General features: G+C 64.9%; 15 protein-coding genes and 1 tRNA gene. 13 read left to right on the top strand and 3 right to left on the bottom strand.

What is annotated here, in order from left to right; translation table 11 throughout:
* Positions 1 to 53 precede the first annotated feature (53 nt).
* The 3 genes from CFB40_RS12510 to CFB40_RS12500 form a co-directional block, all read right to left on the bottom strand.
* On the bottom strand, positions 54 to 1604 hold the full coding sequence (locus CFB40_RS12510; RefSeq protein ID WP_089425983.1) for a SulP family inorganic anion transporter: 1551 nt from the start codon (positions 1602 to 1604) through the stop codon (positions 54 to 56).
* A 37-nt stretch (positions 1605 to 1641) separates the two neighbouring features.
* Positions 1642 to 2283 (bottom strand): carbonic anhydrase, encoded by a 642-nt coding sequence (locus CFB40_RS12505; protein WP_089431491.1) that lies wholly within the window; start codon positions 2281 to 2283, stop codon positions 1642 to 1644.
* Between the two features lie 382 nt (positions 2284 to 2665).
* A complete protein-coding gene (locus CFB40_RS12500; RefSeq protein ID WP_089431489.1) occupies positions 2666 to 3178 on the bottom strand; it encodes a hypothetical protein in 513 nt (170 codons plus the stop codon).
* Between the two features lie 169 nt (positions 3179 to 3347).
* Between CFB40_RS12500 and CFB40_RS12495 the strand changes: the two genes are divergently transcribed.
* The 13 genes from CFB40_RS12495 (at position 3348) to nuoF (ending at position 15046) form a co-directional block, all read left to right on the top strand.
* Positions 3348 to 4607, top strand: coding sequence for a branched-chain amino acid ABC transporter substrate-binding protein (locus tag CFB40_RS12495; RefSeq protein WP_089431487.1), 1260 nt, complete (start codon positions 3348 to 3350; stop codon positions 4605 to 4607).
* A gap of 107 nt (positions 4608 to 4714) precedes the next feature.
* Positions 4715 to 4984 carry a 30S ribosomal protein S15 gene (gene rpsO, locus CFB40_RS12490; protein ID WP_006398792.1) on the top strand — a complete coding sequence of 90 codons (270 nt, stop codon included), beginning with the start codon at positions 4715 to 4717 and terminating at the stop codon, positions 4982 to 4984.
* A gap of 290 nt (positions 4985 to 5274) precedes the next feature.
* The gene (pnp, locus tag CFB40_RS12480) at positions 5275 to 7422 is read left to right on the top strand and encodes a polyribonucleotide nucleotidyltransferase (protein ID WP_069249336.1); all 2148 of its coding nucleotides are present in this window, start codon (positions 5275 to 5277) and stop codon (positions 7420 to 7422) included.
* Between the two features lie 153 nt (positions 7423 to 7575).
* The gene (locus CFB40_RS12475) at positions 7576 to 8595 is read left to right on the top strand and encodes an NAD(P)H-quinone oxidoreductase (RefSeq protein ID WP_089431485.1); all 1020 of its coding nucleotides are present in this window, start codon (positions 7576 to 7578) and stop codon (positions 8593 to 8595) included.
* A gap of 140 nt (positions 8596 to 8735) precedes the next feature.
* Positions 8736 to 9491 carry a triose-phosphate isomerase gene (gene tpiA / locus CFB40_RS12470; protein WP_034184885.1) on the top strand — a complete coding sequence of 252 codons (756 nt, stop codon included), beginning with the start codon at positions 8736 to 8738 and terminating at the stop codon, positions 9489 to 9491.
* A 72-nt stretch (positions 9492 to 9563) separates the two neighbouring features.
* A complete protein-coding gene (secG, locus tag CFB40_RS12465; RefSeq protein ID WP_011352700.1) occupies positions 9564 to 9941 on the top strand; it encodes a preprotein translocase subunit SecG in 378 nt (125 codons plus the stop codon).
* A 112-nt stretch (positions 9942 to 10053) separates the two neighbouring features.
* Positions 10054 to 10138, top strand: a tRNA-Leu gene (locus CFB40_RS12460).
* A gap of 153 nt (positions 10139 to 10291) precedes the next feature.
* Complete coding sequence (locus tag CFB40_RS12455) at positions 10292 to 10651, top strand: NADH-quinone oxidoreductase subunit A (protein WP_006398798.1); 360 nt, start codon at positions 10292 to 10294, stop codon at positions 10649 to 10651.
* Between the two features lie 62 nt (positions 10652 to 10713).
* The gene (locus CFB40_RS12450; protein WP_006398799.1) at positions 10714 to 11193 is read left to right on the top strand and encodes a NuoB/complex I 20 kDa subunit family protein; all 480 of its coding nucleotides are present in this window, start codon (positions 10714 to 10716) and stop codon (positions 11191 to 11193) included.
* Between the two features lie 21 nt (positions 11194 to 11214).
* Complete coding sequence (locus CFB40_RS12445) at positions 11215 to 11817, top strand: NADH-quinone oxidoreductase subunit C (RefSeq protein WP_043188849.1); 603 nt, start codon at positions 11215 to 11217, stop codon at positions 11815 to 11817.
* A 9-nt stretch (positions 11818 to 11826) separates the two neighbouring features.
* Positions 11827 to 13080 (top strand): NADH-quinone oxidoreductase subunit D, encoded by a 1254-nt coding sequence (locus tag CFB40_RS12440; protein ID WP_034184888.1) that lies wholly within the window; start codon positions 11827 to 11829, stop codon positions 13078 to 13080.
* A 173-nt stretch (positions 13081 to 13253) separates the two neighbouring features.
* Positions 13254 to 13739 (top strand): NADH-quinone oxidoreductase subunit NuoE, encoded by a 486-nt coding sequence (nuoE, locus tag CFB40_RS12435; protein ID WP_006750460.1) that lies wholly within the window; start codon positions 13254 to 13256, stop codon positions 13737 to 13739.
* Positions 13736 to 15046 (top strand): NADH-quinone oxidoreductase subunit NuoF, encoded by a 1311-nt coding sequence (nuoF, locus tag CFB40_RS12430; protein WP_006478267.1) that lies wholly within the window; start codon positions 13736 to 13738, stop codon positions 15044 to 15046. Before nuoE ends, nuoF begins: the two co-directional genes overlap by 4 nt.
* Positions 15047 to 15100 lie beyond the last annotated feature (54 nt).

Here is a 15100-nt window from a genome sequence, read left to right as displayed (position 1 = left end):
GATTTTTGATCCGACCTTTGGGGTGTTTTTTCATGTACCCACTCATCCACGGCTCATTCGGCAGCCGGCGCACGGAACAGCCAGCGGCGCGCGGCCGTGCGCGGCGCCGGGCTGCGCCGCCGGAACTCGACCGCGATCCCGCGTCGCGGCGCATCGGCGACGAACGCGTCGAGCAGTTCGAGCACGTCGTGATCGATGTAGTCGGCGCGCGTCGCGTCGATGATCACCGCGGCGCGGTCGGGAATGTGCCGCAGGTGATGCTTGACCTGCACCTTGCCGAGAAACGACACGTCCTTGCGGAACGACAGCAGGAAGTGGTCGTCGTGCTGCGCGAGCGTGACGGGACTCTTCAGGTTCGCGACGGCGACCGCCAGCACGCTGCAGGCGAGGCCGAGCGCGATGCCGAACAGCAGGTCGACCGCGAGCACGCCGGCGATCGTCGCGGCGAACGGCACGAATGCGGCCGGCCCCTGTTTCAGCACCGAGCGGAACAGCGCCGGTTTCGCGAGCTTGAAGCCGGTGTGGATCAGGATCGCGGCCAGGCTCGCGAGCGGGATCAGGTTGATCAGGCCGGTGAGCGCGAACACGCTCGCGAGCAGCAGCATCCCGTGCACGATCGCCGACATCCGGCTTTGCGCGCCCGCATTGACGTTCACCGAGCTGCGCACGATCACCGACGTGATCGGCAGCCCGCCGACCGCGCCCGCGACGAGATTGCCGACGCCCTGGGCCTTGAGCTCGCGGTCAGGCTGGGTCGGCCGGCGCTTCGGGTCGATCTGCTCGACCGCTTCGAGGCTCAGCAGCGTCTCGAGGCTCGCGACGACCGCAAGCGTGATCGCGACCCGCCACACGTCAGGATTGACGAGCTGCGCGAAGTTCGGGCCGAGCTCCGCATGCTTGAGCGACGCCGCGAAGGCCGCGAACGATCCGAGTTCGGGCAGCGTCACGCGATGGGCGGCGCCCGGCGCAACTGACGGCGCGACGACGCTCAGCACGAGCGTGGCGCCGATCCCCAGCACGACCACTGCAAGCGGGGCCGGCACCGCGCGCACCAGCGCAAAGCGGCGCAGCGCGGGCGTGTCCCACGCGACCAGCAGCGCGAGCGAGGCGAGCGCGATGGCCGTCGCGGCCCACGCGACCGGCAGGCCCGGCCAATTCGCAAACGATTGCGCGGCTGACCCGCCGATACCGAAGGCAAACGGAATCTGCTTAACGATCAGCAGCAGGCCGATCGCGGCGAGCATGCCCTTGATGACGGGCGACGGCACGTAGGCGGCGAAGCGGCCGGCGCGCAGCATGCCGAACCCGAACTGCAGCACGCCGGACAGCAGCACCGCGAGCAGGAACGCGGAGAAGCTGCCGAGTTGCGCGATGCCTTCGACGACGATCACGACGAGGCCGGCGGCCGGCCCGCTGACGGACAGCGACGAGCCGCTCAGCAGCGCGACGACGATGCCGCCGACGATCCCGGACACGAGCCCGGCGAACGGTTCGACGCCGGATGCATTGGCGATGCCGAGACACAGCGGCAGCGCGACGAGGAAAACGACGACGCCTGCGACAACGTCGCGCGGCAGGGTGGACAGGCGCTCGTTCAGTTTCATGGTTGGGGCGATTTCATTGGCTTGGGGGCGGGGTAGGTCAGCCGAGCGCGCCGGCCGTCGCGGCCTGCACGGGTTCGACGTCGGCGGACGGCGTGGTGTAGCCGGAATCGAGTTCCTGCAGGCGGCCGTCGGCGAGCGAAAAGATCCAGCCGTGCACGAGCGGCGGCCGTTCGCGGCCCTGCACGATCGGGGACGCGCGCAGCAGCCTCACCTGTTCGAGCACGTTGAGTTCGGCGAGGCGGTCGGCGGCGGCCGCGTCGTCAAGCCCGTCCAGCGTGTCGCGATGGCGCCGCGCGAGCGCGCAGAGCGGCGCGATGCGGCGCGCGACGTGCGGCAGGTCGGACGGCGGCGGCAGCAGCGACGCGCGTACGCCGCCGCATCCGTAGTGCCCGCACACGATCACGTGGTCGACCTGCAGCACGCGCACCGCGTACTCGAGGACGCTGGCGGAATTGTCGTCGTCGGGATGAAACAGGTTCGCGATGTTGCGATGGACGAACAACTCGCCGGGCGCGCAGTGCGTGATGGTCTCGGCCGGCACGCGGCTGTCGGCGCAGCCGATCCACAGCACGCGCGGATTCTGGCCGCGCGCGAGCGCGTCGAAGAAGCCGGGCGTGTATTCACGCGTCTCGCGGGCCCAGGCGATGTTGGCAACCAGCATGCTCTTGGGGCGATTCATGAGGACTCCTTTGTGATAAAGGCAAACGAATATCGGCAAAAATGTCGCAATGGCATTCTTTCTAAATTGAAAGGTTGTTTTTCGACTGATATTAGGGGTATGCCCTAGCACTTCGGGGGTGATGAAACAATTTGTTTCAAATTGATTTGGCGTAGTGCATTGCGTGCACCAATTCGCCGCATGACATGCACCGCGCATGCCTGTTTACGCGCAAAGGCACGTATGACGGGGATGTCAGCGAGGTGCCATCGGAATGTCATCGATCGGAAAAGATTTCCGTCGCATTTTCCGAATTAATCGGGAAGCGGAAAAAAGGAAATGGCCATTCACGCAATGATTCGTGAATGGCCATGCTGAATATTGCGCGTAAATGCGTAATCGGTCAGAACAGGTTGCGGCGGTCGGGGTCGTGCAGCGGGTCGGGCGTTTTCTGCGTGATGCGCAGGATGCCCTGCGGATCGAAGCAGAAGCTGTACATCATGTACCAGACGTTGTCCTCGAGATACCGGTAAGTCCACACCTCGCGCTTCATCAGCGGGAAGTAGGACGTCTCGACGGGGCGTCCGAAGTTCACGAGGACGTCGGTCTTCGTCCACTTGCCGATCTCCGCGCGATAGAACTCGTTCGGCTGCAGGACCTGGCGCACGTTGACGATCTTGTGGGCCGCGTCAACGTCGGCCGCGATGGTGATTTCGCCCATCGGCTGGGTCGGCCACATCAGGCGCTTGCCGCCGCCGGGCAGGTCGTAGATTTCGCGCGGCGGGCCCATGCGTGCGACGATCGCCGACTCGTCCTGGCCGGCCTGGTATTGCTGCCACGGTTGCGCGCAACCGGCCAGCAGCGCGGCGGCGCTGGCGACCAGCACCGGCAGGCGCGCGGAAATGCGAATGCGCATGGGGATTCTCCAGAACACGGAAACAAGTCTCGTTTTATCACGGACGGCGTGCGACGGCGCATCGCGCGGAAAAAATCGGTGCGGATCGCCGGGCGCGTCGCGCTTGCGGGCGGCGGGGGCGCCGGCCTATGATCCGCGCTTCTCGGGCAGATTGAAGGGCAGGTGGCCGATGCAGGGGTGGAAGCGTTGTGCGCTCGCGTTGAGCGCGGGATGGATGCTGGTGTCGTCGGCGTTTGCCGGCGGCGAGCCGGTGCGGATCGCGCTGATCGAAGGGATGTCGGGCCCGTTCGCGAATGCGGGCGCGGCGGTCGAGCGCAACCTGCGCTTCGGCGTCGAGCAGGTCAACGCGGCGGGCGGCGTGAAGCTGCGCGATGGCACGCATCCGCTCGAACTCGTGGTGCTCGACAGCAAAGGGAGCCCCGAGGAGGCGCTCGTGCAGTTGCGCGCGGCCGCGGACCGCCATATCGGGTTCGTCACGCAGGGCAACAGTTCGGCCGTCGCCGCCGCGCTCGTCGCGGCGCTCGACAAGCTGAACGCGCGCGATCCGGACAACCGGATGCTGTTCCTCAACTATTCGGCCGACGATCCGGCGCTGACCGGCGCACGCTGCAGTTTCTGGCATTTCCGCTTCGATGCGCACGCGGGCATGCGGATGGCCGCGCTCGCGGACGTGATGGCGCGCGACCGCGCGCTCCACAAGGTCTACCTGCTGAACCAGGACTACAGCTTCGGCCGCGACGTCAGCGCGCTCGCCCGGCAGGCGCTGGTCGCGCGGCGCCCGGACGTGACGATCGCCGGCGACGAATTTCACCCGATCGGCCGGATCAAGGATTTCTGGCCGTACATCGCGAAGATCCGCGCGAGCGGCGCCGACGCCGTCGTGACCGGCAACTGGGGCAACGACCTCACGCTGCTCGTGAAGGCGGCGCGCGAGCAGGGGCTGAATGCGAAGTTCTATACCTTCTACGGCAACAGCCTCGGCGCGCCGGCGGCACTCGGCGATGCCGGTGTCGGGCGGGTCGTGGCCGTGGCGGACTGGCATCCGAACGCGGGCGGCGCGAAATCGGATGCGTTCTACCGCGCGTTCCGGAGCCGTTTTCCGGCCGCCCAGGACGACTACCCGGTGCGACGGATGAGCCTGATGATCGAGATGCTGGCCGCCGCGATGAACCGCGCGGGTTCCGCCGACCCCGTCGCGGTCGCACGCGCGCTCGAAGGCTTGTCGTTCGACGACGGCTTCCACGCGTCGAAGATGCGCGCGCAGGATCACCAGCTGATCCAGCCCCTTTACGTGATGGAGATGGACAAGGTCGGCACGCCGGGTGTGCGCTTCGACAACGAGGGTTCGGGCTACGGCTTCCGCACGGTGCTCGCGGTGCCGGCGCCGCGCACGGAGATGCCGTCCGCCTGTTCGATGACGCGCCCGTGACAGGAGGCGGTAAGAACGGCGCGGAGTTGTGCTACAATGCGCGCCGGTTGTAAGTCACGGCACGGCCATTCTTCCGTGTCCGCCTGTTCAGTTAGAAAGGAAATCACATGTCTGTTGCAGATATCAAGAAGTCGGAAGTTGTTGCTCAGTTCGCCCGCGGTACCAACGACACGGGGAGCCCCGAAGTCCAGGTCGCACTGCTGACCGCACGTATCGTCGAACTGACGGGTCACTTCAAGACCCACGCGAAGGATCACCACAGCCGCCGCGGCCTGCTGCGCATGGTGAGCCGCCGCCGCAAGCTGCTCGACTACCTCAAGGGCAAGGATGCCGACCGTTACCGCGCACTGATCGAGAAGCTGGGTCTGCGTAAGTAATCGAGGCGATTGCCGCCAGCAAGATGCCTGTGTCAGTCCGCTGATACAGGCATTTTGTTTTTGCGCGGTGCGTAGCGTCACACGCACCGCAGGCTGTCCGGCACGGTTGTGCCGGGCTGCCGCAACGACTGATACCGGGGCAGGATTTGTGTCATTCCAGCGCGTCGCTGCATGAGCGCCGCGCTGGAATGGCATAAAAAACACACCTTGCTCCGGGTGATTCGGTCGGGACGCCGCCGCGCGGGATGGCCGGCGCGGCGAATGAAATGCATGAATTCAAAGGAGCAACCATGTCCATGTTCAACAAGGTCGTGAAGGAATTCCAGTGGGGCCAGCACAAGGTGCGCCTCGAAACCGGTGAAGTCGCTCGCCAGGCAAGCGGCGCCGTGATCGTCGACGTCGAAGACACCGTCGTGCTGGCAACCGTCGTCGGCGCGAAGTCGGCGAAGCCGGGGCAGGATTTCTTCCCGCTGACCGTCGACTACCTCGAGAAGACCTACTCGGCCGGCAAGATCCCGGGCGGCTTCTTCCGTCGCGAAGGCCGTCCGTCGGAGCACGAGACGCTGACGTCGCGCCTGATCGACCGTCCGCTGCGCCCGCTGTTCCCGGAAGGCTTCTACAACGAAGTCCAGGTCGTGATCCACGTGCTGTCCGTGAACCCGGAAATCCCGGCGGACATCCCCGCGCTGATCGGCGCATCGGCTGCGCTCGCCGTGTCGGGCCTGCCGTTCAACGGCCCGGTCGGTGCCGCGCGCGTGGCGTACATCGACAACGCATACGTGCTGAACCCGACGCGTGACCAGATCAAGGCGTCGAGCCTCGACCTCGTCGTCGCAGGTACGGAGCGTGCCGTGCTGATGGTCGAATCGGAAGCCGATCAGCTGTCGGAAGAAGTGATGCTGGGCGCCGTGGTGTTCGGCCACGAGCAAATGCAGGTCGCGATCGACGCGATCCACGAACTGGTTCGCGAAGGCGGCAAGCCCGAGTGGGACTGGCAGCCGGCGCCGAAGAACGAAGCGCTGATCGCTCGCGTGACCGAGCTGGCACAGAACGACCTGCTCGCTGCTTACCAGCTCCGCGACAAGCAGGCACGCTCGACCAAGCTGAAGGAAGTCTACGCAGCAACCTCGGCGAAGCTCGAGGAAGATGCGCTGGCAGCCGGTACGGTCGCAGCCGACAAGGCAACGGTCGGCAACGTGCTGTTCGACATCGAGGCGAAGATCGTCCGTTCGCAGATCCTGAACGGCGAGCCGCGCATCGACGGCCGTGACACGCGCACCGTGCGCCCGATCGAAATCCGCACCGGTGTGCTGCCGCGTACCCACGGCTCGGCGCTGTTCACGCGCGGCGAGACGCAGGCGCTGGTCGTCGCGACGCTCGGCACGAAGGGTGACGAGCAGATCATCGACGCGCTCGAAGGCGAGTACCGCGAGCGCTTCATGCTCCACTACAACATGCCCCCGTTCGCGACCGGCGAAACGGGCCGCGTCGGCTCGCCGAAGCGCCGCGAAATCGGCCACGGCCGCCTCGCGAAGCGCGCACTGGTCAAGTGCCTGCCGAGCGCCGACGAATTCGGCTACTCGATCCGCGTCGTGTCGGAAATCACCGAATCGAACGGTTCGTCGTCGATGGCGTCGGTGTGCGGCGGCTGCCTCGCGCTGATGGACGCCGGCGTGCCGATGAAGGCACACGTCGCGGGTATCGCGATGGGCCTGATCCTCGAAGGCAACAAGTTCGCGGTGCTGACCGACATCCTCGGCGACGAAGACCACCTCGGCGACATGGACTTCAAGGTGGCCGGCACGGAACAAGGCGTGACGGCGCTGCAGATGGACATCAAGATCCAGGGCATCACGAAGGAAATCATGCAGGTCGCGCTCGCGCAGGCGAAGGAAGGCCGCATGCACATCCTCGGCAAGATGACGTCGGCGGTTTCGGGTGCGAACACGCAACTGTCGGAATTCGCGCCGCGCATGATCACGATCAAGATCAACCCGGAAAAGATCCGCGACGTGATCGGCAAGGGCGGTTCGGTGATCCGCGCGTTGACGGAAGAAACCGGCACGACCATCGACATCTCCGACGACGGCGTCGTGACGATCGCGAGCACGAACAGCGACGGCATGGCCGAAGCGAAGAAGCGCATCGAGCAGATCACGGCCGAGATCGAAGTTGGTCAGGTGTACGAAGGCACGGTTCTGAAGCTGCTCGATTTCGGCGCGATCGTGAACCTGCTGCCGGGCAAGGATGGCCTGCTGCACATCTCGGAAATCGTCAACGAGCGTGTGAAGGACATCAACGACTACCTGAAGGAAGGCCAGCAAGTGAAGGTCAAGGTCATCCAGACGGACGAAAAGGGTCGCGTGCGTTTGTCGGCGAAGGCGCTGCTGAACGAAGCAGCGGCAGCGTCGCAGTCGGACACGCCGCCGCAGCAGTAAGCGGATAGGCGGATCAACGGCCGGCAGTGCGAAAGCGTGCCGGCCGTTTTTTCTGTAGCATCGTTGTGCGGCGCAGCAGCGCCGGCAAGGCGCCCCGTGCCGCGTGCGGGTGCGCCATCCGATTCCGATCCTGATCCTGGAGCGACCCTCACCATGAAAGCCATCGAAATCACCGAGTTCGGCGCCCCCGACGTGCTGAAGCTTGCGGAGCGTCCGCGCCCCGAACCGAAGCGCGGCGAAGTGCTGATCAAGGTGGCGGCTTCCGGCGTGAACCGGCCCGACGTGTTCCAGCGCAAGGGGGCGTATGCGCCGCCGCCGGGTGCGTCGGATCTGCCGGGCCTCGAGGTCGCGGGCGAGATCGTCGGCGGCGACCTGTCCGACGCCGCTCAGAACCCGTTCGGCCTGAGGCTCGGCGATCGCGTGTGTGCACTGCTCGCGGGCGGCGGCTATGCGGAATATGCGGTCGCGCCGCTGCTGCAATGCCTGCCGGTGCCCGACGGGCTCACCGATATCGAGGCCGCATCGCTGCCCGAGACGTTTTTCACGGTGTGGAGCAACGTGTTCGACCGCGCGCAGCTCGGCGCGGGCGAGGGCGGCGAGCAGGAAACGCTGCTCGTGCAGGGCGGCTCGAGCGGCATCGGCGTGACGGCGATCCAGATCGCGCATGCGCTCGGCTTTCGCGTGTTCGCGACGGCCGGTACTGCCGACAAGTGCCGTGCGTGCGAGGCGCTCGGCGCGGAGCGTGCGATCAACTACAAGACGGAAGACTTCGTCGAGGTCGTGAAGTCGCTGACGCACGATCGCGGCGTCGACGTGATCCTCGACATGGTCGCGGGCTCGTACGTGCCGCGCGAACTGTCCGCGCTCGCGGATGGCGGCCGCCTCGTGCTGATCGCGCTGCTCGGCGGCGCGAAGGCCGACGTCAACCTGGGCGAGATCCTGCGTCGCCGGCTGACCATCACGGGTTCGACGCTGCGCCCGCGTCCGGTCGAATTCAAGGCGCAGATCGCCGCGCAATTGAAGGCGCGCGTGTGGCCGCTGCTTGCCGACGGCCGCATCAAGCCGGTGATCTATCGCGTGTTGCCGGCGGCGGACGCCGCGCAGGCGCATGCGCTGATGGAAAGCAGCGAGCATACCGGCAAGATCGTGCTCGATTGGGGTACGAACGCCTGACGGCCCATGCGGCCGGGCTTGACATGCGCGGTTTGACCGGTTCAAGCCGCGCGCAGTAAAATCGCCGGTTTGCTTCGCCAGATCAAACCTGACGGCCGGTTCCGGCGCGTTAATGACCAAGCGGTGACGAGACAGACACGATGTCGAAACAGAGAACTAAGCGTGTGATCGGCAACTGGAAGATGCACGGCCGGCTGGCCGGCAACCAGGCATTGCTGAACGAAGTGGTGCAGGGCGCGGGCGCGGTGGCGGCCGAGACGTCGGTCGGCGTGTGCGTGCCGTTCCCGTATCTCGCGCAGGTTCAGGCGCAGCTCGACGGCGGCCGTGTCGCCTGGGGGGCGCAGGACGTGTCGGCGCACGAGCAGGGCGCGTTCACCGGTGAAGTGGCGGCAGCCATGGTCGCGGAGTTCGGCGCACGCTATGCGATCGTCGGTCACTCGGAGCGCCGCGCGTATCACGGCGAACGCAACGAGACGGTCGCGGCGAAGACGCAGCGCGCGCTCGCGGCGGGGCTCACGCCGGTCGTGTGCGTCGGCGAGACGCTCGACGAGCGTGAGTCGGGCGCGACCGAGCAGGTGGTCGGTGCGCAGCTCGACGCAGTGCTGGCCGTGCTGACGGCCGACGAGGCCGCGCGCATCGTCGTCGCGTACGAGCCGGTCTGGGCGATCGGCACGGGCAAGAGCGCGACGTCGGCGCAGGCGCAGGACGTGCACGCGTTCCTGCGTGCGCGTCTCGCGGCAAAGGGTGCGGCGGACGTGTCCGTGCTGTACGGCGGCAGCGTGAAGCCGGACAACGCGGAAGAGCTGTTTGCGCAGCCGGACATCGACGGTGGCCTGATCGGCGGCGCGTCGCTGAAGGCGGAAGATTTCCTGGCGATCTGCCGGGCCGCGCGCTGAGCGGTCCGAGATCGAATTGAACCATGACGGCGGCCGGTCGGTCCGGTCGCCTGATCCATTCGGGTGGGTGTGATGCTGTTATTCAAGACGCTGATTATTGTGGTGCAGGTGCTGTCTGCACTTGGTGTGATTGGTCTCGTGCTGTTGCAGCACGGCAAGGGTGCCGACATGGGCGCTGCGTTCGGCAGCGGCGCATCGGGCAGCCTGTTTGGTGCAACGGGCTCGGCGAACTTCCTGTCGCGTACGACGGGCATTCTCGCGACGATCTTCTTCGTCGCGACGCTCGCGCTGACGTACCTCGGTTCGTACAAGTCGACGCCGTCGGCGGGCGTGCTGGGTGGGGTCGCGACCGCACCTGCATCGGCGCCTGCAGCATCGGCGCCGGCCGTCGCGGCGTCCGCTGCAGCAGGTTCGGCTGCAAGCGCGCCGGGCCAGGACGTCCCGAAATAAAAAGTTAAATTTTTTGCGATTGTGCGTTGAACAAATCTCGAAGTCGGGTTAGAATTTAATTCTTGAAGCGATTCGCGGGAAACAAGTAGTTACAACCCCGGTTGCATGCAGTGCCGACGTGGTGAAATTGGTAGACACGCTATCTTGAGGGGGTAGTGGCGAAAGCTGTGCGAGTTCGAGTCTCGCCGTCGGCACCAAAGTTACTCAATGCCAGCCGCTTCTAGTGGCTGGCATTTTTCATTTCTGGGGTGTGCTTGCGGTTGTCTTGCGATCGCCTGCACTCCGAAATGATTCCTTCCGCCGGAAGTGGTATTCTCCGGACGCTCAGAACCAACCGATAGAGGATTGCCTTGAACCTCGCAGCCTATTACCCCGTCTTGTTGTTCCTCCTCGTGGGCACTGGTTTAGGTATAGCGCTGGTCAGCATCGGCAAGCTCCTTGGTCCCAACAAGCCGGACGTCGAGAAGAACGCACCGTACGAGTGCGGCTTCGAAGCCTTTGAAGACGCCCGGATGAAATTCGACGTCCGGTACTACCTCGTCGCCATCCTGTTCATCATCTTCGATCTCGAAACCGCATTCCTGTTTCCGTGGGGCGTCGCGCTCCGGGATATCGGCTGGCCGGGTTTCATCGCAATGATGATTTTTCTGCTCGAATTCCTGCTGGGCTTTGCCTATATCTGGAAGAAAGGCGGCCTCGACTGGGAGTGATGGGTTAATCGCCGGTTTGCATGGGCGGCCACGCTCGGTCGCTCGTCTGGAGTGGAAAGCAAATGAGTATCGAAGGGGTCTTGAAGGAAGGGTTTGTCACCACGACGGCTGACAAGCTGATCAACTGGACGCGTACCGGCTCGCTGTGGCCGATGACGTTCGGGCTCGCGTGTTGCGCCGTCGAAATGATGCATGCGGGCGCGGCCCGTTACGACCTGGACCGGTTCGGCGTCGTGTTCCGCCCGAGCCCGCGCCAGTCGGACGTGATGATCGTCGCCGGCACGCTCTGCAACAAGATGGCGCCCGCGCTGCGCCGCGTGTACGACCAGATGGCCGAGCCGCGCTGGGTGATCTCGATGGGATCGTGCGCGAACGGCGGTGGCTACTACCACTACTCGTACTCGGTGGTCCGCGGCTGCGACCGGATCGTGCCGGTCGACGTCTACGTGCCGGGCTGTCCGCCCACGGCCGAGGCGCTGGTCTACGGCGTGATCCAGCTTCAGGCGAAGATCCGCCGCACCAATACCATCGCCCGTCAATAAAGCCCCGAGCGTCCCCTCAATATGGCAAGCAAAATCGAGACCCTCAAGGCAAACCTCGAAGCCGCGCTCGGCGCGCGCGTGGTGAGCCTCACCGAAGCGATCGGTGAACTGACGCTCGTCGTGAAGGCGAGCGATTACCTCGAAGTCGCAAAGATGCTGCGCGACGATCCGAAGCTCCGTTTCGAGCAACTGATCGACCTGTGCGGCGTCGACTACCAGACCTTCGGCGACGGCGCCTACGACGGCCCGCGTTTCGCGGCCGTGTCGCACCTGCTGTCGGTCACGAACAACTGGCGCCTGCGCCTGCGTGCATTCGCACCGGACGACGACCTGCCGATCGTGGCATCGCTGGTCGACATCTGGACCTCCGCGAACTGGTACGAGCGCGAAGCGTTCGACCTGTACGGCATCGTGTTCGAAGGCCACCCCGACCTGCGCCGCATCCTCACCGACTACGGCTTCATCGGCCACCCGTTCCGCAAGGACTTCCCGGTGTCGGGCTATGTCGAAATGCGTTACGACCCGGAAGAAAAGCGGGTCGTGTACCAGCCGGTGACGATCGAGCCGCGCGAAATCACGCCGCGCGTGATCCGCGAGGATCGCTATGGCGGTCTGAAACATTAAGGGGGCGTCATGGCAGAAATCAAGAACTACACGCTCAACTTCGGCCCGCAGCACCCGGCAGCGCACGGCGTGCTGCGCCTCGTGCTCGAGCTCGACGGCGAAGTCATCCAGCGTGCCGATCCGCACATCGGCCTGCTGCACCGCGCGACGGAAAAGCTCGCGGAATCCAAGACGTTCATCCAGTCCGTGCCGTACATGGACCGTCTCGACTACGTGTCGATGATGGTCAACGAGCACGGCTACGTGCTCGCGATCGAAAAGCTGCTCGGCATCGACGTGCCGGAGCGCGCGCAGTACATCCGCGTGCTGTTCGACGAAATCACGCGCGTGCTGAACCACCTGATGTGGATCGGCGCGCACGCGCTCGACGTCGGCGCGATGGCCGTGTTCCTGTACGCGTTCCGTGAGCGGGAAGACCTGATGGACGTGTACGAAGCGGTGTCCGGCGCCCGGATGCACGCGGCGTACTATCGTCCGGGCGGCGTCTATCGCGATCTGCCTGACGCAATGCCGCAATACAAGGCGTCGAAGATTCGCAACGAGAAGGCGCTCGCGAAGATGAACGAAGCGCGCAGCGGCTCGGTGCTCGACTTCATCGACGATTTCTTCACGCGCTTCCCGAAGTGCGTCGACGAATACGAAACGCTGCTCACCGACAACCGGATCTGGAAACAGCGTCTGGTCGGGATCGGCGTGGTCAGCCCGGAGCGTGCGCTGCAGATGGGCCTGACGGGCCCGATGCTGCGCGGCTCGGGCATCGCCTGGGATCTGCGCAAGAAGCAGCCGTACGAAGTGTACGATCGCATGGATTTCGACGTGCCGGTCGGCGTGAACGGCGATTGCTACGACCGCTATCTGGTGCGCGTCGAAGAAATGCGCCAGTCGATCCGCATCGCGAAACAGTGTATTGAGTGGCTCCGCAAGAATCCGGGCCCCGTGATGACGGACAATCACAAGGTTGCACCGCCGTCGCGCGTCGGCATGAAGACCAACATGGAAGACTTGATTCACCACTTCAAGCTCTTCACCGAAGGTTTCCATGTGCCGGAAGGCGAAGCGTACGCGGCGGTCGAGCATCCGAAGGGTGAGTTCGGCATCTACCTCGTGTCGGATGGTGCCAACAAGCCGTATCGCCTCAAGATTCGCGCACCGGGTTTCGCGCACCTGGCGTCGCTCGACGAAATGGCACGCGGTCACATGATCGCCGACGCCGTCACGATCATCGGTACGCAGGACATCGTGTTCGGCGAAATCGATCGCTAATGGTTAGCGCCGCCCGCGCGAGCGGGCGGCGAGCAGCAAGTCACACGCGATGCGCGCTGAACCGGCGCGGCTTCGCAAGCTGTCAACAGAGTGAGCGCCAGGTCTGCCGTCCATGCACCCCAGTGTGCGGCAGGTTGTTCGTTCGGTAGGAATTGAAAGAGTCGTGTCTGAAAATGATCTCAGCTGAAGGCCTGAAGGAAATCGATCGAGCGTTGACGAAGTATCCCGCCGATCAGAAACAGTCCGCCGTGATGTCGGCGTTGGCCGTGGCTCAAGAAGAGCACGGCTGGCTGTCGCCCGAACTGATGCAGTTCGTCGCGGACTATCTCGGCATGCCGGCCGTTGCCGTGCAGGAAGTCGCGACGTTCTACACGATGTACGAGCTCAACCCGGTCGGCAAGCACAAGATCACGCTCTGCACGAACCTGCCGTGCCAGCTCGGCCCGGACGGTGGCGCGGAAGCGACTGCCGACTACCTGAAACAGAAGCTGGGCATCGGCTTCGGCGAGACCACGCCCGACGGCAAGTTCACGCTGAAGGAAGGCGAATGCATGGGCTCGTGCGGCGATGCGCCGGTGCTGCTGGTGAACAATCACAGAATGTGCAGCTTCATGAGCCGCGAGAAGATCGACCAGCTGCTTGAGGAGCTCTCGAAATGACGTCCCTCCACGACCGTCACATCAAACCGCTGATCCTCGCTGGTCTGAACGGCGAGAACTGGCATCTCGAAGATTACGTCGCGCGCGGCGGCTACAAGCAGCTGCGCCGCATTCTCGAAGAAAAGATTCCGCCCGAGCAGGTGATCGCCGACGTGAAGGCGTCGGGCCTGCGTGGCCGTGGCGGTGCGGGCTTCCCGACCGGCCTGAAGTGGAGCTTCATGCCGCGCCAGTTCCCGGGGCAGAAGTACCTCGTCTGCAACTCGGACGAAGGCGAGCCGGGCACGTTCAAGGATCGCGACATCCTGCGCTGGAACCCGCACGCGCTGATCGAAGGCATGGCCATCGGCGCGTACGCGATGGGCATCACCGTCGGCTACAACTACATCCACGGCGAAATCTTCGAAGTGTATCGACGCTTCGAAGCCGCGCTCGATGAAGCGCGCGCCGCGGGGTTCCTCGGCGACAACATCATGGGCTCGGAATTCTCGTTCCAGCTGCACGCGCACCACGGTTACGGCGCGTACATCTGCGGCGAGGAAACGGCACTGCTCGAGTCGCTCGAAGGCAAGAAGGGCCAGCCGCGCTTCAAGCCGCCGTTCCCGGCGAGCTTCGGCGTGTACGGCAAGCCCACCACGATCAACAACACCGAGACGTTCGCCGCGGTGCCGTTCCTGCTGTCCATCGGGCCGCAGAATTACCTCGAGATCGGCAAGCCGAACAACGGCGGCACGAAGATTTTCTCGGTGTCGGGCGACGTCGAGCGTCCGGGCAACTACGAAGTGCCGCTCGGCACGCCGTTCGCGACGCTGATGGAGCTCGCCGGCGGGATGCGCGGCGGCAAGAAGATCAAGGCCGTGATTCCGGGCGGTTCGTCGGCGCCGGTGATCCCGGGCGACATCATGATGCAGACGGATCTCGACTACGATTCGATCGCGAAGGCGGGCTCGATGCTCGGTTCCGGCGCGGTGATCGTGATGGACGAGACGCGCTGCATGGTGCGCTCGCTGCTGCGCCTGTCGTACTTCTACTACGAGGAATCGTGCGGCCAGTGCACGCCGTGCCGTGAAGGCACCGGCTGGCTGTATCGCGTCGTGAACCGTATCGAGCACGGCGAAGGCCGCCAGGAAGATCTGGACCTGCTGAACTCGGTGGCCGAGAACATCATGGGCCGCACGATCTGTGCACTCGGCGATGCGGCGGCGATGCCGGTACGCGGGATGCTCAAGCACTACTGGGACGAATTCGCGTACCACGTCGAGCACAAGCACTGCATGGTCGGCGGCCACGCGCACGCGGCGGCAGCCTGAAGCGAACCCGGTTGCGGAATTTGAGCGCACGGTCGGGCGAAGGCGCGAACGGGC

It is taken from the genome of Burkholderia sp. AU31652, from assembly GCF_002223155.1.
Lineage (GTDB): Bacteria > Pseudomonadota > Gammaproteobacteria > Burkholderiales > Burkholderiaceae > Burkholderia.
Note: the sequence above shows the minus strand (reverse complement) of the source record. Positions and strands in the feature narration are given on the sequence as shown.